Here is a 23,755-nt window from a genome sequence, read left to right as displayed (position 1 = left end):
ATGTTGCCTAAACTTGACTATTGTCATGTTGCGGCTTGGTTCGCTGCCCTATTCTCGGCTCAAAGCCAGTATTCCGGGGAGCACGTAACATGGACTACGAGCGTTATTTCAGTCAAAGCCTCAGTGACCTTCGGGATGAAGGGAACTATCGTGTTTTCATAGACTTGCAACGTCGCTGTGGTTCTTTCCCGAACGCGCGTCAGACGGATGGATCTGTCCAGCGAAACGTGCGGATCTGGTGTTCGAATGACTATCTCGGCATGGGTCAGCACCCATCTGTTATCGATGCAATGCATGACGCATTGGATCGCTGCGGCGCGGGGGCCGGGGGCACGCGAAACATATCAGGCACCACTCACGACCACGTGCTGCTTGAGGCCGAACTGGCCGATCTGCATGGAAAGGAAGCCGCGCTTCTGTTTACTTCCGGGTATGTTTCGAATTGGGCAGCCCTTGGCACTCTCGCCGCGAAAATCCCCGGCCTGATCGTATTCTCTGATGCACTGAACCATGCCTCGATGATCGAAGGCATCCGCCACTCGCGGGCGCAGAAGGTGATCTGGAAACACAACGATCTGGATGACCTTGAAACCAAACTGGCCGCAGCTGATCCCGATGCGCCAAAGATGATCGCGTTCGAGTCGGTCTATTCGATGGATGGTGACATCGCCCCCATCAAAGAGATTTGCGATCTCGCCGACAAATACGGCGCGATGACCTATCTGGATGAGGTTCATGCCGTTGGCCTCTATGGGCCACGCGGCGGTGGTATCGCTGAACGAGCAGGCCTCATGGATCGCCTGACGGTGATCGAAGGCACGCTTGGCAAGGCGTTCGGTGTGGTGGGCGGGTATATTGCTGCCTCGGCTGCGCTGTGCGATTTCGTGCGCAGCTTCGCCAGCGGGTTTATTTTTACCACCGCCCTGCCGCCGTCGATTGCCGCCGGGGCCGCGGCCTCGATCCGGCATTTGAAACAATCGAATGCTGAACGCGACCTGCAGAAAGCCCGTGTAGCGAAGGTTCGGGCCCGTTTGGATGCGGAAGGTATTCCTCATATTCCTAACCCCAGCCACATCATCCCGGTGATGGTTGGCGATCCGGTGAAGTGCAAGTTTATCTCGGACACGCTGCTGGAAGAGTTCGGCATCTACATTCAGCCGATCAATTATCCCACGGTTCCAAAAGGGACCGAGCGTCTGCGGATCACGCCGTCGCCCGTCCACACGGATGAAGATATCGACCATCTTGTCGGCGCGCTGTCTGCCCTCTGGCAACGCTGTCAGATCGCCCGAATGCCGATGGCGGCCCAGTAATACAAAAGCGCCCCCTAGCGTGACACTTCGCCGTCTCTTCGGAGGCGGCGTTTTTTTGGTCAGATCAGGTAGAGGGCGAAGATGATGATGACAAAGCCTGTCAGCACCATGGTGAACCCCCGCAGCCAGGCCGGGCTGTTTGCGAGATCAAGATAGCAAGCCAGGATAACGCGACATTTCGCCAGTGCGAGGACCAGAATACACCCCGCCAGAACGGCTGGCGGGATGGGCAGCACAGTCAGCAGAGCAGATGCAACGCTGAGCGCCAGAAGGCTGAGCCATGCGCGTGTGAGCGTATTCGGGAGCCTCCGGCGGGAGTATTTTGGAAAAGATGAAGCTGCGGGCATCCGTATTATCCCAACAGGTAGATCACGGGGAAAAGCAGGATCCAGACCAGATCGACCATGTGCCAGAACTGCGCACCTGCCTCAATGTTGCGTGGATCGTCACGCCAGGCGACCAGCAGCAGGATACCGACCCCTGCCAACACATGTGCGGCGTGAAACCCGGTCAGCAGATAATAGAACAGGAAAAATGGGTGGGTCTCATAGGTGATCCCCTGTGCAGCTTTGCCCGCGTATTCCGCACCTTTGATGATCAGGAACACGACACCCAGCGCGGCGGCAGTGATCAAGGCCATTCGGGCCACGCCCCGGCGCGCGATTTTTCGCCACTTCAGCGCCTGCGCCGCCAGATAGCCCGAGGTGACCAGCACCACCGTGTTGAGCGCCGCCCCTGTCCGGTAAAGGTGCGATTGAGCCTCGGCAAATCCTGTCGGGTCGGTCAGGCGCACGCCCATAAAGGCAATCAGGCCCGCGCCGAAAACCAGCAATTCCGAGATGATCAGAACCCACATCAGCAGCTCGCCCGGAAGCTCATCGATCAATGAGGCGTCACTCATGCTCCAACCAGTTGGCGGTAGATCTGAGGCAGGGCCATGATCAGCCGGTGCGGGTCGGGGATGACGGCGAAGCCGCCTTGACCGAACATGCGAGGAAACCAGCTTTTGCCGGTTTTGTCGATGGTAACGCCAAAGACCGATTGCCCTGCCCGACGCGCCTCTCGCACGGCCATGCAGGTGTCTTCGATACCGTGGCGACCCTCGTAATGGTCCAGGTCGTTGGGTTTGCCGTCAGTGATGATCAACAGCAACCGGCGTTTGCGCGATTGGCAGGCCAGATCGGCGGAACAATGGCGGATTGCGGCGCCGAGGCGGGTATAGTGGCCGGGACGCAGCGAGGCTATGCGCTGTTCCACCAAACCACCCATCGGCTCGTCGAAGCGTTTACAGCGCTGCACGTAAACCCGCTGGCGTTTCAGCGAGCTGAAAGCGTGGATGGCGAAATCGTCGCCGCAGGCGTTCAGACCCCAGGCGAGTGCCGCAAGAGCCTCGCGTTCAATGTCGATCACGGCGCGGCCTGTGACGGCGCTTTCGGTCGAGCGGCTGACATCCAGCAGGATAGACACCGCCAGATCGCGCGCCTCGGGGCGCGATTGCATCCAAATGCGTTCGGTGCCTTCGCCATTGGCACAACGGTCTACCTGCGCCCGAACGGCTGCCTCGATATCCAATTGGTCACCATCCAGATGACCGCGCGTCATCACGCGGCCCGGGCGCAGCGCCTCGAACTGGCGTTTCACGGCGCGGATGCGGCGGGCAGTGGCGGGGTCTTTGCCGAACTCGGCGGCATCTTCGCGAATCTCGGCATCCGAGGTCAGAACGTTGACATGATCGGGCAAGTATTGGCCGATGCGCACGTCCCATTCGGGATACAAAACCCGTCCCGACAGGCGTTCGCGGTTCACGTCCTCCGGAGCGAGGTCCAGATGAAGTTTCAGTTTGGTCGGCGGCGCCTTCGAGATCTGACCCAAGCCAATCTCTTCCTGATCATCGGCGGCTTTCTTGGCGTTATCAGGATCGTCATCGTCGATGCGCCGGTTGATGTTCAGGAACTCGGCCCAACTGAGGATCGCTTCGAACTTGTGCAGGATGAAACTGTCGCTGCGGTTGGCCTGATCCGATTTGCGGCGGCGGGCACGGTGAGTTTTTTCGCCGGATTCCTCAGGTGGTCCTTCGGTTTCGGGGTTCTCCACTTTGTTATGTTCGGAGAACCCGACCGGGCGCAACTCGGGCCACAGCGGGACAGGCCGGAAATGCTGATAGCCGCGCGGGGCGGTGAGGTCGTCATCCAACGCTAGAAGATGTTCAGCCTTTGGCGACAAAGGCGCGGGGTCACCCAGCATGTGGCGGACCAATTCTTCAACCGCTGCCTCGACGGGTGGCAGCCCGGAAATGTCGCGTTGATACAGCACGCCCTTACACAGTTCCGCATATAGCGGGCGCAGGCCGGGGGCGTTGTGCAACGCCGCCTCGACCATCTGTCGGGCGGCAACAAGCGCATGCAGGTCGGCGCGCAACGGGTCGTCTTCGTCGATACGAGTTCCGGCATGTGCAGCGGCGGCGGCCAGCCAGACATAAAGCGCACCGTTGGCTTCACGCGCGGGAAACACCGCCAGCCGATCCGGCAAACGCAGAACTTCGCCATCGAACGACGCACGCGGCATTAGCTCGGCCTCGGTTGCCAGACGACGACGCCACCCCAGACGGTGGCGCGAAATCTCGGGCGAGACCGGGCGCAATTCTACGCCCGGACTACCCCCAAGTCCTCGAAAGAGGACTGCCAGCCGCCCTGCGACCTCTGAGAGGTCGACCGCGGCTCCATCATGCACTTCAGGTGCATCAAGGCGACTGGCAAGGGTGTGCCACAGTTTCCCGATCGTTTCTTCGGGTTCCCATGGCTCAAAATCGATCCTGACCATCGGCCGGCCTCACCCAAAGACAGCCGTGACAAGATCGAGGAGCCCGCGTTTGATATCCTCATCATCAGTCAGAGGTTCGATCATTGCGGCGAGGATGGCGCGGTCGGTGGACATGCCCTGTGCGATCAGCGTCGCGGCATAAACGACCAGACGGGTGGACACGCCTTCCTCAAGGTCCTGACCCTTAAGCCCGCGCAACTTACCTGCAAGGCGTACCAGCGGTTTACAGCGTTCAAGCGGCAGACCGCTTTCTTGCGCGACGACTTCGGCCTCCATCTCGGGCGAAGGAAAGTCGAACTCCAGCGAGATGAACCGCTGCCTGGTCGAGGGTTTCAGGGTTTTCAGGATATTCTGGTATCCGGGGTTGTACGAGGCCACCAGCATGAAGCCGGGCGCGGCCTCAAGCTCTTCGCCGGTGCGGTCGATCGGCAGGATGCGCCGGTCATCGGTCAGCGGGTGCAGCACAACGGTGACGTCCTTGCGGGCTTCGACCACCTCATCAAGGTAGCAGATCGCGCCTTCGCGCACCGCACGAGTCAGAGGGCCATCAACCCAGACGGTTTCGCCGCCCTTCAACAGGTAGCGACCGATCAGGTCGGCGGCGGCGAGGTCATCGTGGCAGGCCACGGTGTAAAGCGGGCGGCCAAGCTTGGCGGCCATATGGGCCACAAAGCGGGTCTTACCGCAACCTGTTGGACCTTTCAGCAAAACCGGCAGGTCGTTGTTGTAGGCGGCGGTGAACACATCGCATTCATCGCTTTGGGCGAGGTAGAAGGGGGCGTTCGCCGCCCCCTCATTCAGTTTCATGGAGCCATCCATATCCATTACTCCGCAGGGGTTTCAGAGGCACCGGGTTCAATCACCTCTTTCCGGGGCACCCAGATCGAGTAGATGAACAGAAGCGCACCAAGGACCACGACCACACCAGAGCCAAGACGCATCCAGTAGAAGATCGCGATCTGGTCCTGCACGTCCATGAAGTAGTCACCGACCACACGTTGCATGTGAGTCTGCACGGTACCACCGAAGGTCAGGACGAAGGTCATGAAGACCATGCCGCTGGTCATAAGCCAGAACGAGCCCATGTTCAGAACCTGATTGTAGGGATCACGGTTCTTCAGGATCGGCATCGCATAGCTGAAGATCGCCAGGTTGAGGCAGACATAAGCACCGTAGAAGGCCAGGTGACCGTGGGCTGCGGTGATCTGCGTGCCATGGGTATAGTAGTTCACCCCGTGCAGCGTGTGCAGGAAGCCCCAGACACCGGCACCGAAGAAGGCAAGCGTTGCACAGCCCAGTGACCACAGCAGAGCAGCCTTGTTAGGGTGGTCACGACGGCCCTTCCAGACCATGACGAAGGCAAAGGCCATCATCGCGAAGAACGGGATCACCTCGAGGCTTGAGAAGATCGAACCGATCCACTGCCAATAGCCGGGTGTACCGATCCAATAGTAGTGGTGACCTGTCCCAAGGATGCCCGAGAACAGCGCGGCGGCGACGATGACATAGAGCCATTTCTCGACCACCTCACGGTCAACGCCCGTAAGCTTCAGCATCAGGTAGGCCAGGATCGAGGCCATGATCAGCTCCCATACGCCTTCGACCCATAGGTGGACGACATACCACCAGTATTGCTTGTCGAGCGACAGGTTGCCCGGGTTGTAGAAAGCAAACAGGAACAGAAGCGCCAGACCCCAGAGGCCCAGAACAAGGATGCTCGAAATCGCCGTCTTCTTGCCCTTCAGAACGGTCAGTGACACGTTGTAAAGGAACATCAGCGCGGCCACGACGATGCCCGCCTTGACCCATTTGGGTTGTTCAAGGAACTCGCGCCCCTCTTTGCCCAGCAGCCAGTTGCCTTCGAACAGGTTGAAGACATAGGTCACGACCACGCCCAGCGTACCAACCACAAGAATAATCAACTGCAGATAGGCCAGCTTGGTCGAATGGATCTCGCGCTCGGTCTCTTCGGGGATCAGGAAGTAGGCCGCACCGAAGAAGCCCAGCAGCAGCCAGACGATCAGAGAGTTGGTGTGCAGCATCCGTACGATATTGAACGGCAGAAGCTCACTCAGGAAGTTCGGGAATACATAGATGAAACCGGCCAGCAGGCCGCCGATTACCTGTACCGCGAACAGGGCCATCGCTACTGCGAAGTAGGCGTAGGCGATTTTTTGGGATTCGTATTTCATTGCTCCGTTCCCTTTCTCAGCCTGCCTCGTTGGGCGGCCAGCCCTGCGCATCGATGTTGTCCGTCCAGATCAAGAAGTTGGTCAGATCGCGGATCTCTTCGTCGCTGAGGTTGAAATTGGGCATCTGCCGACGACCGGGAATGCCGGTCGGCTGCGCCTCCATCCAGCCCTTGAGCGCTTCAAAGGCCGATTCCGGGTCGTCCAGCACACCCCAGCGGGTCATCACATTCCCGACTTCCGGCGCGTAGTAGGCGCCCTCGCCCAGGATCGTGTGACAGTTGATGCAGGCATGTTTTTCCCAGACATGTTTGCCCCGAACCACACTGTCATCAAGCTTCGCCGAATTCTCGGAGTTGACGATGTACCAGTGCGAGTGGGCCGACAGGGCCAGGAAGATGAGGATGAAGAACAGTGACCCGCCATAGAATATGTTGCGAGCCATGCTCTTTGTCATGACTTCTCGCATTGCGCTCTCCTTTGCGCAGATTAGCTAGTCTGATGACAATGGCGGGTGGGTCGCAGGGCTGCCTTAACGAAAGTCAAGCATGCCAAAGTAAGCGCGGAATTGGACACCTGTGGTCATAATTGCGTCAGTATCACTAAAATGCCCTCAGATTGCCTTGAAAAATAGTACTTAGAACAGCATGTTTCCGGACGTTCGAACAGTTGAAGCGAGCGTTCTCGATATATTGGTGAATAGAGGTGCGTAGATGGCACCTGAAGCGTGGTGGTTAAAGAATGGCGAACTACTCATACATCGGATACGCACCCGGCGTCATTACGGTGAATACAATTGGGCCTGATACGATCACCCTGGACGCAAGCTATGACCCCGCGACGGACCGAAGGGTATTCAATGTTGAGGACGAGGCCGGTGGTTTCATTCGAAATGGGTTTGGCCCGCCAGTTCCCGATACCGGGGATGTTTTCAACGGCGACAGATTCAACAACGAAAATGGCGACGACGATACACAGATCGGAATGGTAACAAACCTTGATGGTTCGACAACGTTTCTGAGCGGCGACATCTATCTGGAAGAATCCTACATTCTGACGAATCCCGGCGGTGGGACAATCACTGTGTACCTTGTCGAGGTTGAAGGAACCAACGCTGGCTACATAACCTCTGAGCCCCTAGATCCCGGGGTGACGTATTCGATGAGCGTCGTCAACGTTACACCGAGCAACGCACCGGACACGACTGACCCCGGTTCCATCGTTGATGTTCCTTGTTTCTCCGCCGGAACGCTTATCGCGACACCTGATGGTGATGTCGCGATAGAAACGCTTTCCGCTGGTGACAAGGTTGTCACCTTGGATCATGGACCACAACCAATTCGCTGGATCGGCGCGCGCGCTCTGGATAGGTCTGAATTTGCGCTCAATCCCAAGCTGCGCCCGATCCGAATCACAGCGGGCAGCCTGGGAAGCAACCTGCCGCGACGTGATCTGTTGGTCTCGCCGCAGCATCGCATGTTGATCCGTTCGAGTATCGCCGTTCGCATGTTCGACAGCGAGGAGGTTCTGGTCCCAGCCCATAAGCTGGTCGGCATACATGGCATAACCGTCGACGAGACAGCTCAGGGCGTGGTGTATTTCCATATTCTGTTCGACCGGCATGAGATCGTGCTTGCGGAAGGCGCGCCGTCAGAAAGCCTATTCACAGGCAAGCAAGCCTTGAAAGGAATACAGCCCGAGGCGCTGGCCGAAATTGTTGCGCTCTTCCCAGAGTTAGCTTTGCCAGACCATCAACCAATCGCAGCCCGCCAGATTCCAAAACGCGGAAGACAAATCCATACTTTGCTGCAACGGCATATTAAAAATGACAGGGCGTTGCTCCGACCTTCTTAATCTAAGAACCGTTGCTCAGGCCGCTAGACGTGGCCCGGTCAACGCGGGCCACATCGCAACCAGATACAAGACGATGGCGCAGATCCACAGCCCATCTGAGGCCAGCATCGCAACCAGATATCCCTGGTCAAACGCCGACCCGACCCAGCGCAAAACTGCGGCTGCCGCCATCAAACCGTAAGCGATCGCCATGGGTGGCGAGGCCACGAGGGCACGGCCACTATGGCCGAGGGCGGCCCGACTCATCACGGCAAGGGTCATGCCGCCGACGCAACCAATGCCCAAAATATGCAGCGCCCCGATCTCGCTGCCGAACCCCAGCACTGCCAGCCCCCACAGGATCAGGCCCAGCGCCAGCATGCCCAGCCCCAGATGCAACGCGATCAGGATCGGCTGCCGCAGTGCCCAGCGTGCGCGCCAACGTGCCATGCGCAGGATCTGAGCAACGCCAAGCATCAGCGCGATAGCGCCTGATACAGGTCCGATTCCAAAGACGAGCACGCTCAGCGGCAGTGACAGTGCAAGCCCCATGGCGGCTTTATCAAACGCTCCTACCGAAATAGGCCAGTTGGATTCGGGCTCTCCCGCGCGTTTCATCGCATTTCGGGTGAAAGCTGGCGTAATGCGCCCACCAAGTATCGCGATTAGGCTACAGAGCGTCAGCAACCCCGCCCGCAATCCGATGTCCAGCGTATCGCTGGTCACACCGATCCACTCTAAATGGGTTAACAAGTTGGCAATCCAGATCGCACTGAGCAGCAAAAGGAATACCATGTTCTGCGGTTTGGGGCGTCGGATCAGCTGAGTAGCAATCTTTGCCGCCAGAATTGGAACAAAGACCAGATCGAACACAGCGACCAGAACAGGCGGCAGCGCACCGGAGAACCACATCGCTACCCGCCCGGCCAACCAGAGACCTGCAGCCAGCATGATGAACCGGGCGCGCGCCTCTGGGGTCCCGGTCCAGTTGGGAACAGCCGTCAGAAAGAACCCGCCCAGAGCTGCTGTGGCATAGCCAAAGATCATCTCATGCGCGTGCCACATTGGGGGACTCATGGAATAGGTTGGGTCTTCGTATCCGACCAACCCGGTCTGCGTCATCAACCAAAAACCCCACGCGCCTCCCGCGAACAGACCAAAAAGTCCGGCGGACAGGAAAAAGATGCGAAACCCCTCGCCCAATACGCGCGCGATCACTGCCGACATGCCTGTTCTCCTCGGCCTCAATGGCTGTTGGAACAGGTTTAGCAAGGCCGACCAGTGATGGACTTAACCGAAATCAAGCATCCGAAAAACATGTCCCTGAAACTCAGGTTTTCCCTTTGTTTTATGGCTCATTATAGCCCGTCAATTTCCAATTTGCGCGCGTTCCGTTGACTTTCGTCAAGGATGACAAACGCGTGATGTTTCACCCTAGGACCTGCCTCACCAGCAAATGGAGAGTGATCATGTCACTTGGAATCAGCTACAACAGAACTGGCCGCGCCTTAGGGGTCGGTTTGGCAATGTTGCTGGGCAGCGTCGCTGCGCCAGTCTTTGCCGAAGAGCCAACCCTGAGCAAGGAAGCCTTTGAATCATCAAAACAACTTTACTTTGAACGCTGCGCCGGTTGTCACGGTGTGTTGCGCAAAGGGGCAACCGGCAAAAGCCTTGAGCCGCTGGTTGAAACGAAGAATGACGATGGTACCGTAACCGAGTCGGGCACCCTGAAACTGGGGCAGGAGCGGCTGGAAAAAATCATTGCATGGGGCACCGAAGGCGGGATGAACAACTTCTCGGACGTGATGTCCGAAGAAGAAATCCGCGATATGGCGACCTACATCCAGATGGAGCCGCCCCAACCGCCAGAAATGTCGCTTGAGCAGATGATGGCGACCCGCAAGGTCTATGTCGAACCCGAAGACTACCCGACCGAGCCGCTGCATGGCCGCAACTGGGAAAACTTCTTCGTGGTCATCGAGCGTGACGTGGGCAAGGTGGCCGTGATCGACGGTGACACCAAGGAAGTGCTGGCGCATATCCCGACCGGTTATGCGGTGCACGTTCTGAAAGCCTCGGAACATCACAAACTGGAAGAACCGGAAAACCCGGGCCGCTTCTGGTACACCATGGGCCGCGACGGGAAGATGACCAAGATCGACCTGTGGCAGAACCCCGAGAACATGCTGGTTGCCGAGGTTACCATTGGTTATGACGCTCGCGACGTGGCGGTATCGGGTGACGGTAAATACGTCATCGGTGGCGCCTATTGGCCCCCTCATTTCGCCATCGTCGACGCCGAAACCATGGAGCCGAAAAAGGTTGTCTCGACCCGCGGCTACAACGTGGACGGGGATTATGTGGAAGAGGCCCGCGTGGCCGCCATCTACACCACCCCGAACGAGCCCACGTGGATCGTGGCCGTCAAGGAACTCGGTCAGCTGTGGCAGGTGGACTACTCCGATCTGGACAACCTGCGTATCGACAAGATCGACAGCGCAAAGTTCCTGCATGACGGGTTCTTTGATCCGACCGGCCGTTATTTCCAGATCGCCGCAAACGCGTCGAACAAGATGGTCGTGGTCGATACCGAGACTCACAAGCTGGAAGCTATGATCGATACCGCGCCGCTGCCGCACCCCGGCCCGGGCGCCAACTGGGATGACCCGAATTGCGGTCCTGTTGCCGGTACGACCCACTTGGGCGAAGGCACGGTTACCGTTTGGGGCAACGACCCCGAAGGCCGCCCGGACGATGCCTGGAAGGTCTGCTATGAGGTGGAAACCGACGGACCCGGCCTGTTCATCCGGACCCATCCGAACTCGGACTACATCTGGGCCGACCAGACCAAGCACCCCGAGCCTGAGATCCAGCAATCGGTGCAGGTCATCGACAAGGCAACCGGTGAGATCGTGAAAACGATCCAGATCACAGAAGAGGAAGGCAACGTCGCCGTTCACTTCGAGTTCAACCAAGACGGATCCGAGGTTTGGGTGTCCAAGTGGAACCGGTCGACCTCGAAAGAGCCAAATGGAGAGATCGTGATCTTCGACGCCAAGACGCTGGAAGAGATCGGCCGCGTGAAGGGACTGTTTGCACCCACCGGCAAGTTCAACGTCTACAACCGTTCGAACCACGTCACCTGACGGGTTTTGTACTCAGCACCGGAAAGGGCGGGCCCCTCGCCCGCCCTTTCCTCGTTTGACTCATCAGCCAAATCCACAGGCCTGACATCCAGGGCCAGAAAAAGAAGCCAAAACGGAGACCGGATATGACCTCCGAACCGGAAAAGAAAAAACCAATCTGGCGCCGGTATTTCCTGTGGGGAATGCCCGTGGCCGGGATCGCTGCGGCCTTTGCCGCCGGCATCATCTTCTGGGGCGGGTTCAACACCGCTATGGAAGCTACCAACACCAAGGAATTCTGCGTCTCGTGCCACGAGATGCGAGATTTCGTTTACGAAGAATACACCGGCACAATCCACGACGTGAACCGTTCGGGCGTAGGCGCGGTCTGTTCCGACTGTCACGTGCCCAAGGATTGGACTCACAAGATCATCCGCAAGATCAAGGCGTCCAAAGAACTGTATGGCAAGGTGGTCGGCACCATAAACACGCGCGAGAAATTCGAAGCCAAGCGCGTACATCTGGCTATGAATGAATGGGAGCGGATGAAATCCACGGACTCGCGCGAGTGCCGCAACTGCCATGACTTCGAGTCGATGATGCCCGAGTTCCAGAAACCCCGCGCCCGTCAGCAGCACCTGAACGCGATGACCGTTGGTCAGACCTGTATTGACTGCCACAAGGGGATTGCGCATTCGGACGCCCGTGACCGGGCGGATGAAGAGTATCTGGAAGAACTGGAAGCCCCGAACCCCGCTTTCATTCGCGAAATTCCTGCCGAATACCTGGCAAGTCTCGAACGCATCGAAGCCAAAGAAGCCGCCGATGCCGAGGCTGAGAAAGCCGCGCGTGTAGCCCAGCAAGAGGCCGTACAGGCCCAGATCGCAGCAGCGGTTGACGCAGCCGTCGCGGAAGAGCGTGCCAAAGCTTCTGGCGAAGAAGCCGCAGCCCCGGCAGGTGGCGGCAGCGATGTTGGCACAAATATCGATTGGGCCGCTGTCCCCGGTTCAGATATGAAACTGTTCTATCCCGGTCAGGCCTCGTTTGAATGGGTTCAGAACGGCAGATCCCACGGCGGAGCACGTCCTTTGACCAAGGGCGGAGACAAGTGCACCACCTGTCACGCCGCCGAACTGGACGCGATCGGCAACAAGATCGTGGCCGGTGGGGATCTGGAACCAACCCCGATCCCGGGCAAACGCGGCGTGATAGACGCCACCGTTCAAGCCGCGCATGATGATGAGACCCTCTATATCCGTCTGCAATGGCCGGATGCGGGCCACAACCCCGCCCCCTTTGTCGATGGCGGCAAGATGGACCCGGACAACCAGATCAAGGTGGCCATGATGATCACCGGCACTGGGATTGAGCTGGGCGATCAGGTCGGCTGCTGGGCCTCGTGCCACGCGGACAACTCCTATATGCCCTTTGATCCGGGTGCCGATGCGATTGCCGCAAACGGCGATGTCTCGGGTCGGCTGAGCACGCAGGACACTGTGACCAAATACATCAGCGAAAGCCGCACCGAGGTCGAGATCAAAGGCCGCCGCGGTAAGGCGCTGGGTGGCTGGGACAAGCTGCAGGCCGCCGATCAGATCGAGCAGTATCTGGCCGATGGCACCTATCTGGACCTGATGCGCGTCTACGCGGACGGCAGCGCCACCAACGGCTATCTGCTGGAACAGCGCGTGGTCAATGACGGTGAGATCGCCGCCTCGGCCAGCCTTGATGCAGGTATGTGGACCGTGGTCTTCACCCGCCCATTGAACTCGGGCGCAGCCGGTGACGTGCCGCTGGAGGCCGGTCAGACCTATACGGTGGGCTTTGCCATCCACGATGACTTTGCCGCCGCACGGTTCCACCACGTGACGCTGGATACCAGCCTGGCATTGGACGACGACAATGCCTTCATCAACGTCGTCAAACAATAAGGAAGAGGGGCCGGGCAATCCGGCCCCTTCCGCTTAAAAGAGGAGACTTGGACAATGAAACCCCAACACCTTCTCCCTGCGCTGCTGCTTCTGGCCGCGCCCGCATGGGCAGAGGACACCGCCGCGCTGTGTGCCGAAGCCGAAGAGCGCTATGTCGAGCTGTTCGGTCAGCCCTCCTCCGCCGTTGAGGATGCCGATGTGGTGCTGATGTACAAATACACGTTCTGCCCAGCCGAGCTAACCGTGAAACCGGGCACAACCGTGCGCTGGGTGAATGTCGATAAGCGCACCAGTCACTCGGTCCTACTGAAAGACGGCAGCGAGCCCGAAAGCGACCGTTTGTTTCCTGAGGAGACGGTTGACCTGACCTTCCTCATCCCGGGTCCGCAGGACTATCTGTGCGGCCCACATTGGGAGACACAGAACATGATCGGCATGATCACCGTCGAACCCTGAGCCGAGGCAATCATACAGGCAAGCCGAAAGGAGCGCGGGGCAATTCCCGCGCTCCTTAACTTTAGTCAAGGAGGTTCCTTTCCGATTACGCCAGTCTGGCCGCATGACACGCCCGGCTCACCCAGCAACGTCCCCTGATCGCGCAGGAATTCCGGGCTCCGAAGACATTCAGACCAAGCGAGTTTGCACATGAGCGGTAAGGTTTTTCTGATTGGCGCAGGCCCCGGTGACCCCGAACTGATGACCCTGCGCGCGCTGCGGATGCTGCAAGAGGCGGACGTGGTGGTCTATGACCGTCTGGTCTCGGCCGATATCCTCAATCTGCACTCTGATGGCGCACGGCTGATCCCGGTTGGGAAGGCCCCCAAGTGTCATACCGTGCCGCAGGATCGCATCAACGAAATCCTCGTCGAAGAAGCCAGCGCCGGTCACACCGTTGCTCGCCTCAAGGGCGGCGATCCGATGATCTTCGGGCGTGGATCGGAAGAGGCCGCGCACCTGATGGCAAACGGCATCCCAGTCGAATACGCGCCGGGCATTACCGCAGCGCAGGGGGCATCCTGTTCGACAGGCGTGCCGCTGACCCATCGCGGGTTGGCGACATCGGTGCAATATGTCACCGGGCACCGACAGGCCGACAAGGTGCTGGATCTGGATTGGAAACGTCTGGCCGACCCGGACTCGACCTTAGTCGTCTATATGGGCGTCGCCAATATCGGCCAGATCGCCATGGGACTGATGACCGAGAACCTGCCCGGCTCAACTCCGGTTTTGGCGGTAGGCAAAGCGACCACACCTGATGAGCGCCGGATGGTATCCCGGCTGGATCGGCTGGCCGCTGATGTGCGCAAGGCCGGGCTAAAGGCGCCCACGCTGTTCATCATCGGCAAGGTAGTTTCACTTTATGCAGAACGGCCTGTGGCCGACCTTTTGGAGCAGGCGCATGGCTAAGTTCGGTTCCGGAAGGCCGGCACAGCAACCGGCTGTGAGAGGACGCAAAGGATGGGCAGCACGTGCTGTTCTCACTTCCGCAGTGCTTGTTGCCACCACGGCCTTCGCTGCTGACACGCTTGACCCCAACGCACTGAAACGCCTTGTCCATCAGGATTGCGGCTCATGCCATGGGTTATCGCTGAAAGGCGGCCTCGGCCCCGATCTGCGGTCCAAAACACTGGAACACTACGATGCCGAGGTACTGACCGGCGTGATCCTCGACGGCATCCCCGACACCGCGATGCCCCCATGGCGGCCCTTGATCAGCGAAGAAGAGGCCGAATGGATCGCCCGTTACCTGCTGGCACAGGAGGCACAATGAAACAGCTCATCCTTACCCTCGCCGCCACCCTTATGATGACCACCGCCCAGGCTGAACCCACGGCGACCGGCGACCTAGGACTTGTGATCGAACGCGCCAAGGGCTCGGTTCTTCTGGTGGACCAATCCGACCGCGCAGCGCTGGCGCGGATCGAAGGTCTGGGCGATCTGTCCCATGCCTCGCTGGTCTATTCACCCGATGAACGCTTTGCCTATGTATTTGGACGAGACGGCGGCCTGACTAAGGTGGATATCGTCACCCGCCAGATCGTGAACCGGGTCGTGCAGGCGGGCAACGCCATTGGCGGTGCCATTTCGGATGACGGCGAGCTGGTCGCTGTATCGAATTATGAACCTGGCGGTGTGCGCGTCTTCGATGCGGACACGCTAGAGATGGTCGCGGACATTCCTACCGACAGCAAAACCATCGGATTGGTCGATGCACCCGGCCGCCGGTTTGTTTTTACCATGTGGGACACGGGCGAAACCTGGATTGCTGATTTCTCCAACGGCGCACCCGCGATCACCAAGATCCCCGACATGGGCAAGAATCCTTACGACGCGCTGATCACCGCAAATGGCCGCACCTATATCACCGGCTTGTTTGGCGAGGATGGCCTGACCGCGCTGGACCTTTGGGCCGAGACGCCCGAACCCATCCGCGTGCTGCCCAACTATGGGCGCGGGCAAGAGGAGATGCCGGTCTACAAGATGCCTCACCTCGAAGGCTGGGCGCTGACGGGGCGCGAATTTGTGCTGCCTGCCGTCGGCCATCACGAGGTTCTGTGGATCGACGCCGACACTCTGACCGAGACCGGACGTACGCAGACCCATGGTCAGCCGGTCTTTGCCATGGCCCGTCCTGACGGGCGGCAGGTTTGGGTAAACTTTGCCCACCCTTTGAACGACACCATTCAGGTTATTGATTCTGTGACCAAGGAGATCATTCACGAATTCAAACCCGGCCCTGCCGTACTGCATATGGAGTTCACTCCGCGAGGGCATGAGGTCTGGATCAGCGTGCGCGACGCCAACAAGGTTATGGTCTACGACACGCAAACGTTTGAAAAACTGCGCGAGATCGACGCCGACAGCCCATCCGGCATTTTCTTCACCGCCCGTGCGCACAGAATGGGGCTTTGACATGCAACACATCACCGATCCCATCGACCGCCGTTTGCTGGACGAGTTTCAGCGCGACTTTCCGATTACAGAGCGTCCGTTCCAGGTGTTGGCGTCTTTGCTAGGGCTGGACGAAGCCGAGGTGATTGATCGCCTTACTCGCATGCAGGCCACCGGGCGGATTACACGCGTGGGTGCCACCATCGCTCCGGGCGCGGTTTCGGCCAGCACCTTGGCCGCTGTTGCGGCCCCCGAACATCGGTTGGAAGAGATTGCAGCCCTGATCGACGCCGAACCGGGCGTGAACCACAACTACCAGCGGGAGGATGACTGGAACCTCTGGTTCGTCGCAACCGGCCCGGATCGCACCCATGTCGATGACACCCTTGCACGGATATCGCAGCGTTCCGGACTGCGGGTTCTGGACCTGCGCCTCGTACGTCCATTCAACGTCGATTTGGGCTTTCGTATGTCGGGAAAAACACGCAATGTTCCTGGCCTTCGTAAGGTGGATCGCTCAGCCATGCAGCCCGGAGATCGCGAGTTGCTGCAGGCGCTCAGCTCGGGCCTGACCCTGACAGAGATTCCTTATGCCGCATTGGCACAAACGCTGGGCAGAGATGATTCCGACGTAATGGGGCGTATCGAAGCGCTGCAAACAGCAGGCATAATCTCTCGTCTCGGGGTTATCGTGCGCCACCGGGCGCTCGGCTGGTCAGCCAATGCGATGGTTGTTTGGGACATGCCGCCCGAACAGGTGGACACGGCTGGACCGGCGCTGGCGGCCTATCCCGGCGTGACGCTTTGCTATGAGCGCAACCCGGTCAAGGATGTCTGGCCCTATCGCCTCTATTCCATGATCCATGCACGCTCGCGCCCCGAAGCGATGGAGGTTCTGGCCGCAGCCGCCGCTCTGCCCGAACTGGCAGGCGCACGGAACAAAGTGCTGTTTTCGACCCGTTGTTTCAAACAGACCGGCGCGTTGATCCAACCGAAAGAGGCAGCAGCATGACTATGGACGCGACCGACCGCGTAATCCTGAACCGGATGCAGGACGACCTGCCGCTGACCGCGTATCCCTTTGCCAGTGTAGCCCAGGAACTTGGGATTCCCGAAGACGAACTCCTAACCCGTCTCGCACGAATGAAAGAGCAGCGGATCATCACACGTTTCGGCCCGTTTTTCGACGCTGCTGCAATGGGTGGAGCGTTCTGCCTGTGCGCCATGGCCGTGCCAGAGGATGAATTCGAAACCGTCCTGACCAAAGTCAATGCGCACGCCGAGGTTGCCCATAACTATGAGCGTACGCACCGGCTGAACATGTGGTTCGTGCTGGCTACCGAAACGCCTGAAGGGATCGAGGCCGCCGCTGATGCGATCGAACGGGAAACGGGGATCGAAGTTCTCCGTTTCCCCAAACTACAGGAATTTTTCATCGGCTTCCGGGTGGCAGCATGATCGACGTTCAGGACAGAGAAATAATCGAAGCGCTGCAAAGCGGCCTGCCGCTTGTGCCAGCGCCTTATGCAGCCGTTGCCGAAACACTTGGGTTGGACGAGGATGCCCTTTTGTATCGTCTGGCGGAGCTGAAATCGCATGGTGTTATCCGCCGTATCGCCGCCGCTCCGAACCACTACAAGCTGGGGATGACGGCAAACGGGATGACTGTTTGGGATGTAGACGGCAGCCAGGTCGCGGAATTGGGCGCACGGATCGGGGCGCTGCCCTTTGTCACCCACTGCTACGAACGTCCCCGCGCCCTGCCCGATTGGCCCTATAACCTGTTCGCCATGGTCCACGGTTCTGACCGGGACGAAGTCGAGAAAAAACGCGCCGAGATCTTCGCAATTCTGGGCGATGCCTGCCGGGCCAAGGACATCCTCTATTCCACGCGCATCCTGAAGAAGACAGGGCTGCGGTTGAAAAAGAAAGGCTGAGACATGTTCCGCCTGACCGAATACATGCAGCAGCTCGTCAAACCGACACCGGTGCGCAGACGCCGTCCCGGCCCGGTGAAGCCGGTAGTGATCTGGAACCTGACGCGGCGCTGCAATCTGAAATGCCGCCACTGTTACACCGTTTCAGCAGATGTCGCGTTCCCCGGTGAGCTCAGTCACGAGCAAGCCATGGTAACCCTTGAGGATCTGGGCCAATTCCGCGTCCCGGCCCTGATCCTCTCGGGTGGGGAACCGCTGGACCGGTTCGATTTCTTCGACATCGCCAAACGCGCCCGCGATCTGGTGCCGATGCTGGCACTGTCGACCAACGGTACGCGGATTTACGACGAAACCGCCGACATGATCGCCGACGTGGGCTTCAACTATGTCGGCATTTCGCTGGACGGGATCGGGGCCACAAATGACTGGTTCCGGGGCGTCGAAGGCGCCTTTGCCGATGCTCTGCGCGGCGTACGCGAATGTAAGAAACGCGGTATCAAGGTGGGCCTGCGGTTCTGCCTGACCGAAGGTACGCAACATCACCTGCCTGACCTGCTGCAACTGTGCGACGATGAGGGTGTCGACAAGTTCTACCTGTCTCACCTCGTCTATGCCGGGCGCGGTGACAAGAACCGAGGCGAGGATGCCGAGCATTTGCGCACTCGTAAGGGTTTGGATTTGTTGTTGGAACGTGCGTGGGAAGCCGTCTCGGGCGGCCGTCCGCTGGATATCGTGACTGGCAATAACGATGCCGATGCCGGGTATTTCCTGAACTGGGTTCGGTTGCATTTCGACCATGACAAAGCTGCCAATGTGCGGGAACATCTTGCGGCGTGGGGTGGCAACTCTAGCGGTTTGGGCGTGGCCAATATCGACAACCTCGGCCGCGTGCATCCCGATACCTATTGGTCCGATTACACTGTTGGCAATGTGAAGACCAAATCGTTTTCGGAACTCTGGACCAGCGATGACCCGATGCTCGCCATGCTGCGTACCCGTCCGCGTCCTTTGAAGGGGCGTTGCGGGGCCTGTCAGTTAAAGGATGTCTGCGGTGGCAACACCCGCATCCGTGCCTTGCAACTGACCGGCGACCCGTGGGCCGAGGACCCGGCCTGCTATCTATCAAACGAAGAAATCGGCGTGCAGGGCGCAGGCGAGCGTCTGCAGGTCACGCCGTTCCGAGGGAAAAGCCATGATCCGGCGCATCAATTCTTTTGACACCTTGAAAATCGGCACATTCTGCTCGCTGCTGCTGACCGGCGCAGCTTGGGCTGATGCACCTTCGGATTATGCCGAATTCTGTGCCTCATGCCATGGTGAAAACCGTCTGGGTGGGGTCGGTCCGGCGCTGATCCCCGAGACGTTGAAACGGATGCGTGGGCCACGCGTGGCGGCGGTGATTGCCGAAGGGCGTACGGCCACCCAGATGCCTGCGTTTTCGCACGAGTTGGACGCGTTGCAGATCGAGGAACTGGCGGGATGGTTGAAATCTCCGCTGGAGACCGATCCCGAATGGGGTGAGGCCGATATCATGGCCAGCCGGACTCTGGATAATGAGTACGTATCGGTTGACGCGCCTGTCTGGTACAGCGACCCGATGAACATCACGCTGGTGGTGGAAACAGGCGATCATCATGTCAGTGTGCTGGACGGTGATACGTTCGAGGTTCTGGATCGGTTCGAAACCCCGTTCGCCGTGCATGGTGGGCCGAAGTTCAGCCCCGATGGGCGCTATGTCTTCATCATGTCGCGCGATGGCTGGGTGCAGAAATATGATATCTGGGCGCTGAAACAGGTGGGCCGCGTGCGCGCGGGGTTAAACAGCCGCAACATCGCCATGTCGGGTGACGGCAAATGGGTGGCAGTAGCGAACTATTTACCGAACTCACTGACCCTGCTGTCGACAGAGGACTTGTCGGTCGCGAAAGTCATTGAAGTCAAAAGCAAAAAGGGCGTTCCCAGCCGCGTTTCCGCCGTTTATCAGGCACCGCCGCGCGAAAGCTTTGTTCTGGCGCTGAAGGATGTCCCCGAGATTTGGGAGGTGTTCTACGGGGCCAACCCGCCGCAATCCGGTATTGGCCACGATTTCCGCATCGAGGGGCAGTTCAAGAACCCTGACCCGTTCCCCGTGCGCAAGATCACCACGCCTGATTATCTGGACGATTTCTTTTTCGATCAAAGTTATGAATACGTTATGGGCGCCTCGCGTGATGGCAAGGGCGGGCAGGTGATTGATCTGGTGATCGGTCATAAGATCGCAGATCTGGACCTGCCGGGTATGCCTCACTTAGGTTCGGGGATCACCTGGCAGCAGGGCGACACCACCGTGATGGCTACGCCGCATCTGACCGATGGCACGGTCTCGGTGATCGACATGGGAACATGGGAAACCGTCAAGCGGATCAAAACCGAAGGGCCAGGATTCTTCATGCGCAGCCATGAGAACTCGCCTTACGTCTGGGCCGATGTGTTCTTTGGCCCGAACAAGGATGCCATGCACGTGATCGACAAGCAAAGCCTTGAAATCGTGAAAACTTTGCGCCCCGCGCCGGGCAAGACCGTGGCTCATGTCGAGTTTACCAAGGATGGCAGTCACGCGCTGGTTTCGATCTGGGAAGATGACGGCGCGGTGATCGTCTATGACGCGCAAACGCTGGAAGAGGTCCGCCGCCTGCCGATGCGCAAACCGTCTGGGAAGTACAATGTCTGGAACAAAATCACCTTCTCGGAAGGCACCAGCCACTGAAGGCAAATGGCCGGTCTGGAAGCTGGCCATCCTGCTTTATCCTGCCACGGCTCTGACCGTGGCCATCAACCTGTTTCTGGCTGGGCTGATCCTGCACAGCGCGGGGTTTGGTGCCATTGAACCAGTACCTGCGATCTTATGGTCCATCCCCTTGGGCGTGCCCGCCTCATGGCTGGCAGGGCGCTGGGTGCGTGGCCTGATGGATGAGGCAGACGATTGATTTGAAAAGAAAATCAGAAAATTGCTTCACCTAACCTAAGTCAAGTCGCGACTCGGTAGAATCCAATACCCCAAAGGCATAGCTTTCCGAGTCGGAGACTCCATGCCTGCCCTGATCCCTCTGCACAATCTCCCTGTACGCGCAACTCGCGCGGCATGTGGGTTGGCAGGCATATTCCTTCTGTTGTTGCAGGCCTTTGGACCGGCGCTGGCGAGTCCCGGTGAAAGTGTCTGGATGGAGATCTGCTCGGAAGGCGGCGCGGTCTGGGTTGAAGTTGATCTTGAGGAGGACACCGAAGACCCGACCGCGTACTGCCCAAAATGCGCCGATTGCGCGCTGTGCGCTGTCACCAGTGCAGCGCCCGCACCCGAGCTGGTGCAGATACCGCAAATCGGAAACTTCCGTGTTGTACAGCTTCAGAACAGCAAATCTTCCATGTTGTACAAGTCGCATAAGCTGTGGCCCGAAACCCGGGGACCTCCGCGCCCGACCCAAGAAACTGCTGAACGCGCCCTGCGCGCGTCCATGGCGTCCACCCTAAGTATAGGAGATGCGCCGTGGCCGTAAGTCGCGCAATCCATATAATGCTGGCCCTTGCCCTGTCCTGCCTGATGGCGATCAGTGCCCATGCCGACAGCCTCGCCAGCTTCCTGCCCGAGATTGAACCCGCCGATCTGGCCCCCGGTGCTGATGCCATTGGGCCGGTCCGCGATGACGTTCCGGTTGCACCCGTTCTGAAGGCCGGCGAGACCGTTGCCTGGGCCTTCCTAACCTCTGACTTCGTTGGCACCACCGGCTATTCCGGCAAACCGATCCATGTGGTCGCCGCCATCGATGATCAAGCGGTGCTAACCGGTGTGCAATTGGTCAAACACTCGGAGCCCATCGTTCTGATTGGCATCCCCAACGCGCGCATGGTTGAGCTGACCGAAGGCTATGCCGGTCTGGACTTGAAGGTTGAGGCTGAAACCGGCGGTGAGGGGCATGACCTCGATATCATCTCGGGGGCCACCGTCACGATCATGGTGATTGATGACAGTCTTGTGCGCGGCGGCATCAAGGTGGCGCGGGCGCTGGGGTTGGGCGGTTTGTCTCCGCTGCAGGCCGATGGGCCGAAACGCGAAGTCGATCTGGCGCAGGATGCGGTATACGACTGGAACACCCTGTCCGGCAACGGCTCGGTCCGGCGACTAACGCTGGATATCGGGCAGGTCAACGCTGCGTTCGAAGCCACCGGAGATCAGCGCGCCATCAAACGCCCTGAACCCGGCGAACCAGATGACACCTATATTGATATGCATATGGCGTTGGTATCCGTGCCGTCGATCGGCAAGTCGCTGCTGGGTGAGGCCGAATATCAAAACATGGTCGACTGGCTGGACGAAGGCGAGCAGGCCATTCTGGTGCTGGGGCGTGGGGCCTACAGCTTCAAGGGCTCGGGCTATGTCCGGGGCGGGATTTTCGACCGGATTCAGTTGATCCAAGGCGACAATTCGGTGCGATTCTTCGACAAGCAGCAGCGCCGGTTGGGCAAGGTTGCGGCACCCGATGCCCCAAGTTTCACGGAATTGGACATCTTCAAGATCCCCGCTGAGGCCGAGTTTGATCCGGCCGAGCCCTTTCGCCTGCAACTGTTGGCGCAGCGGGCTGTGGGCGCGGTTGAGAAGACCTTTCTGACCTTCGATCTGGGCTACAAACTGCCCGAGCAGTATCTGCTGCCCGTTGCGGCGCCAGTAGTTGTCGATGACGCCACCGGCGAGGCAGCAGCCAAGGCCGCGCTTTGGAAACGCATCTGGAAGGACCGCACGGTTGAGATCGGGGTGCTGGGCGTCATGCTTTTGGTGCTGACGGCGACATTCTTCTTCCAGTTCCACGCCACCATGAACGCCCGCGTCTTCTATTGGTTCCGCATCGGATACCTGACCATGACGCTGTTCTTCATCGGCTGGTACGCCAATGCGCAGCTGAGCGTGGTGAACCTGATGGCGCTGGCAGGCAGTCTGCGCACCGGCTTCTCTTGGGATGCCTTCTTGCTGGACCCGTTGGTCTTCATCCAATGGTTCGCTGTCGCTGCCGCGCTGCTGTTCTGGGGTCGGGGTGCTTATTGCGGCTGGCTGTGCCCGTTCGGCGCGCTGCAGGAACTGACCAACAAGATCGCGCGGGCCTTCAAGGTGCCGCAATGGACACTGCCCTGGGGCCTGAATGAGCGGCTCTGGCCCGCGAAATACATGATCTTCCTCGTGTTGTTCGGGATCAGTTTTGTCTCGATCCCGCTGGCTGAAACCTATGCCGAGGTCGAGCCGTTCAAGACCGCGATTATTCTGAAATTCATGCGCGACTGGCCCTTCGTGGTCTTTGCGCTGACCCTGCTGGGGATCGGGCTGTTCATCGAACGGTTCTATTGCCGCTATCTCTGCCCCTTGGGTGGTGCGCTGGCGATCCCTGCCCGTATCCGCATGTTCGACTGGCTGCGCCGCTACAAGGATTGCGGCACCCCCTGTCAGACCTGCGCCAACGAATGCCCCGTTCAGGCGATCCACCCCACCGGTGAGATCAATCCGAACGAGTGCGTCACCTGCCTGCATTGTCAGGTGCTCTACCAGTCCGAGGACAAATGTCCCGTCGTTATCCGCCAGTTGAAACGGCGGGCCAAGACAGGGTCGGTTCAACCGAAAACCCCCCTCGGACAACCACCGGCGAACCATCCGAACGCCAAACCGCAAACCGTTTCCTAAAAAGGAGGAACGAT

23 protein-coding genes are annotated in these 23,755 nt (G+C 59.1%); 16 read left to right on the top strand and 7 right to left on the bottom strand.

The window, feature by feature from the left end:
* The first annotated feature begins 89 nt into the window (after positions 1-89).
* Entirely contained in the window at positions 90-1,313 is a 1,224-nt protein-coding gene (gene hemA, locus ACR0AY_RS15865; protein ID WP_170514425.1) for a 5-aminolevulinate synthase, read from the top strand.
* Between the two features lie 59 nt (positions 1,314-1,372).
* Here hemA and ACR0AY_RS15860 read toward each other — a convergent pair whose 3' ends face one another.
* Genes ACR0AY_RS15860 through ACR0AY_RS15835 form a run of 6 tightly spaced genes read right to left on the bottom strand, consistent with a single transcriptional unit; the run spans position 1,373 to position 6,791 of the window.
* Positions 1,373-1,660: a cytochrome C oxidase subunit IV family protein gene (locus ACR0AY_RS15860; RefSeq protein WP_170514422.1), complete on the bottom strand. Its 288-nt coding sequence runs from the start codon at positions 1,658-1,660 to the stop codon at positions 1,373-1,375.
* Between the two features lie 5 nt (positions 1,661-1,665).
* Positions 1,666-2,214 (bottom strand): cytochrome c oxidase subunit 3, encoded by a 549-nt coding sequence (locus ACR0AY_RS15855; RefSeq protein WP_170514419.1) that lies wholly within the window; start codon positions 2,212-2,214, stop codon positions 1,666-1,668.
* The gene (locus ACR0AY_RS15850; RefSeq protein WP_170514417.1) at positions 2,211-4,133 is read right to left on the bottom strand and encodes a nitric oxide reductase D protein; all 1,923 of its coding nucleotides are present in this window, start codon (positions 4,131-4,133) and stop codon (positions 2,211-2,213) included. Before ACR0AY_RS15850 ends, ACR0AY_RS15855 begins: the two co-directional genes overlap by 4 nt.
* A 9-nt stretch (positions 4,134-4,142) precedes the next feature.
* Positions 4,143-4,952 (bottom strand): CbbQ/NirQ/NorQ/GpvN family protein, encoded by an 810-nt coding sequence (locus ACR0AY_RS15845; protein ID WP_170398158.1) that lies wholly within the window; start codon positions 4,950-4,952, stop codon positions 4,143-4,145.
* 5 nt (positions 4,953-4,957) lie between these two features.
* On the bottom strand, positions 4,958-6,325 hold the full coding sequence (locus tag ACR0AY_RS15840) for a cbb3-type cytochrome c oxidase subunit I (RefSeq protein WP_170398155.1): 1,368 nt from the start codon (positions 6,323-6,325) through the stop codon (positions 4,958-4,960).
* A gap of 16 nt (positions 6,326-6,341) precedes the next feature.
* Positions 6,342-6,791 carry a c-type cytochrome gene (locus ACR0AY_RS15835; protein ID WP_170398152.1) on the bottom strand — a complete coding sequence of 150 codons (450 nt, stop codon included), beginning with the start codon at positions 6,789-6,791 and terminating at the stop codon, positions 6,342-6,344.
* 272 nt (positions 6,792-7,063) lie between these two features.
* Between ACR0AY_RS15835 and ACR0AY_RS15830 the strand changes: the two genes are divergently transcribed.
* A complete protein-coding gene (locus ACR0AY_RS15830) occupies positions 7,064-8,176 on the top strand; it encodes a Hint domain-containing protein (protein WP_480454394.1) in 1,113 nt (370 codons plus the stop codon).
* Between the two features lie 15 nt (positions 8,177-8,191).
* Here the strand turns inward: ACR0AY_RS15830 and ACR0AY_RS15825 are convergent, their stop codons facing one another.
* Entirely contained in the window at positions 8,192-9,382 is a 1,191-nt protein-coding gene (locus ACR0AY_RS15825; protein ID WP_170514414.1) for an NnrS family protein, read from the bottom strand.
* A gap of 242 nt (positions 9,383-9,624) precedes the next feature.
* Between ACR0AY_RS15825 and ACR0AY_RS15820 the strand changes: the two genes are divergently transcribed.
* The 14 genes from ACR0AY_RS15820 to ACR0AY_RS15755 all read left to right on the top strand — a co-directional run bounded on the left by ACR0AY_RS15820 (position 9,625) and on the right by ACR0AY_RS15755 (position 23,741).
* Positions 9,625-11,301: a cytochrome D1 domain-containing protein gene (locus ACR0AY_RS15820; protein ID WP_170398146.1), complete on the top strand. Its 1,677-nt coding sequence runs from the start codon at positions 9,625-9,627 to the stop codon at positions 11,299-11,301.
* Between the two features lie 125 nt (positions 11,302-11,426).
* Positions 11,427-13,211: a NapC/NirT family cytochrome c gene (locus ACR0AY_RS15815; RefSeq protein WP_170514411.1), complete on the top strand. Its 1,785-nt coding sequence runs from the start codon at positions 11,427-11,429 to the stop codon at positions 13,209-13,211.
* A gap of 54 nt (positions 13,212-13,265) precedes the next feature.
* Positions 13,266-13,667, top strand: a complete 402-nt coding sequence (locus ACR0AY_RS15810; RefSeq protein ID WP_170514408.1) for a cupredoxin domain-containing protein — start codon at positions 13,266-13,268, stop codon at positions 13,665-13,667.
* A gap of 189 nt (positions 13,668-13,856) precedes the next feature.
* Positions 13,857-14,618 (top strand): uroporphyrinogen-III C-methyltransferase, encoded by a 762-nt coding sequence (cobA, locus tag ACR0AY_RS15805; protein WP_170514404.1) that lies wholly within the window; start codon positions 13,857-13,859, stop codon positions 14,616-14,618.
* Positions 14,611-14,982: a c-type cytochrome gene (locus tag ACR0AY_RS15800; RefSeq protein WP_480454391.1), complete on the top strand. Its 372-nt coding sequence runs from the start codon at positions 14,611-14,613 to the stop codon at positions 14,980-14,982. The genes cobA and ACR0AY_RS15800 overlap by 8 nt, the downstream gene beginning before the upstream one ends.
* A complete protein-coding gene (locus ACR0AY_RS15795) occupies positions 14,979-16,124 on the top strand; it encodes a cytochrome D1 domain-containing protein (protein WP_170408090.1) in 1,146 nt (381 codons plus the stop codon). The genes ACR0AY_RS15800 and ACR0AY_RS15795 overlap by 4 nt, the downstream gene beginning before the upstream one ends.
* A gap of 1 nt (position 16,125) precedes the next feature.
* Positions 16,126-17,115: a siroheme decarboxylase subunit beta gene (gene ahbB, locus ACR0AY_RS15790; protein WP_170398130.1), complete on the top strand. Its 990-nt coding sequence runs from the start codon at positions 16,126-16,128 to the stop codon at positions 17,113-17,115.
* On the top strand, positions 17,112-17,561 hold the full coding sequence (locus tag ACR0AY_RS15785) for an AsnC family transcriptional regulator (RefSeq protein ID WP_170514401.1): 450 nt from the start codon (positions 17,112-17,114) through the stop codon (positions 17,559-17,561). Before ahbB (ACR0AY_RS15790) ends, ACR0AY_RS15785 begins: the two co-directional genes overlap by 4 nt.
* The gene (gene ahbB, locus ACR0AY_RS15780; RefSeq protein WP_170514398.1) at positions 17,558-18,040 is read left to right on the top strand and encodes a siroheme decarboxylase subunit beta; all 483 of its coding nucleotides are present in this window, start codon (positions 17,558-17,560) and stop codon (positions 18,038-18,040) included. Before ACR0AY_RS15785 ends, ahbB (ACR0AY_RS15780) begins: the two co-directional genes overlap by 4 nt.
* Before the next feature lie 3 nt (positions 18,041-18,043).
* The gene (gene nirJ / locus ACR0AY_RS15775; protein ID WP_170514395.1) at positions 18,044-19,258 is read left to right on the top strand and encodes a heme d1 biosynthesis radical SAM protein NirJ; all 1,215 of its coding nucleotides are present in this window, start codon (positions 18,044-18,046) and stop codon (positions 19,256-19,258) included.
* A complete protein-coding gene (locus ACR0AY_RS15770; RefSeq protein ID WP_170514390.1) occupies positions 19,233-20,786 on the top strand; it encodes a nitrite reductase in 1,554 nt (517 codons plus the stop codon). Before nirJ ends, ACR0AY_RS15770 begins: the two co-directional genes overlap by 26 nt.
* Positions 20,743-21,006: a hypothetical protein gene (locus ACR0AY_RS15765; RefSeq protein ID WP_170398115.1), complete on the top strand. Its 264-nt coding sequence runs from the start codon at positions 20,743-20,745 to the stop codon at positions 21,004-21,006. Before ACR0AY_RS15770 ends, ACR0AY_RS15765 begins: the two co-directional genes overlap by 44 nt.
* A gap of 102 nt (positions 21,007-21,108) precedes the next feature.
* Positions 21,109-21,573, top strand: a complete 465-nt coding sequence (locus ACR0AY_RS15760; protein ID WP_170513563.1) for a DUF2946 family protein — start codon at positions 21,109-21,111, stop codon at positions 21,571-21,573.
* 17 nt (positions 21,574-21,590) lie between these two features.
* On the top strand, positions 21,591-23,741 hold the full coding sequence (locus ACR0AY_RS15755) for a 4Fe-4S binding protein (protein WP_480454423.1): 2,151 nt from the start codon (positions 21,591-21,593) through the stop codon (positions 23,739-23,741).
* Positions 23,742-23,755 lie beyond the last annotated feature (14 nt).

The organism is Ruegeria sp. A5 (assembly GCF_056543005.1).
Note: the sequence above shows the minus strand (reverse complement) of the source record. Positions and strands in the feature narration are given on the sequence as shown.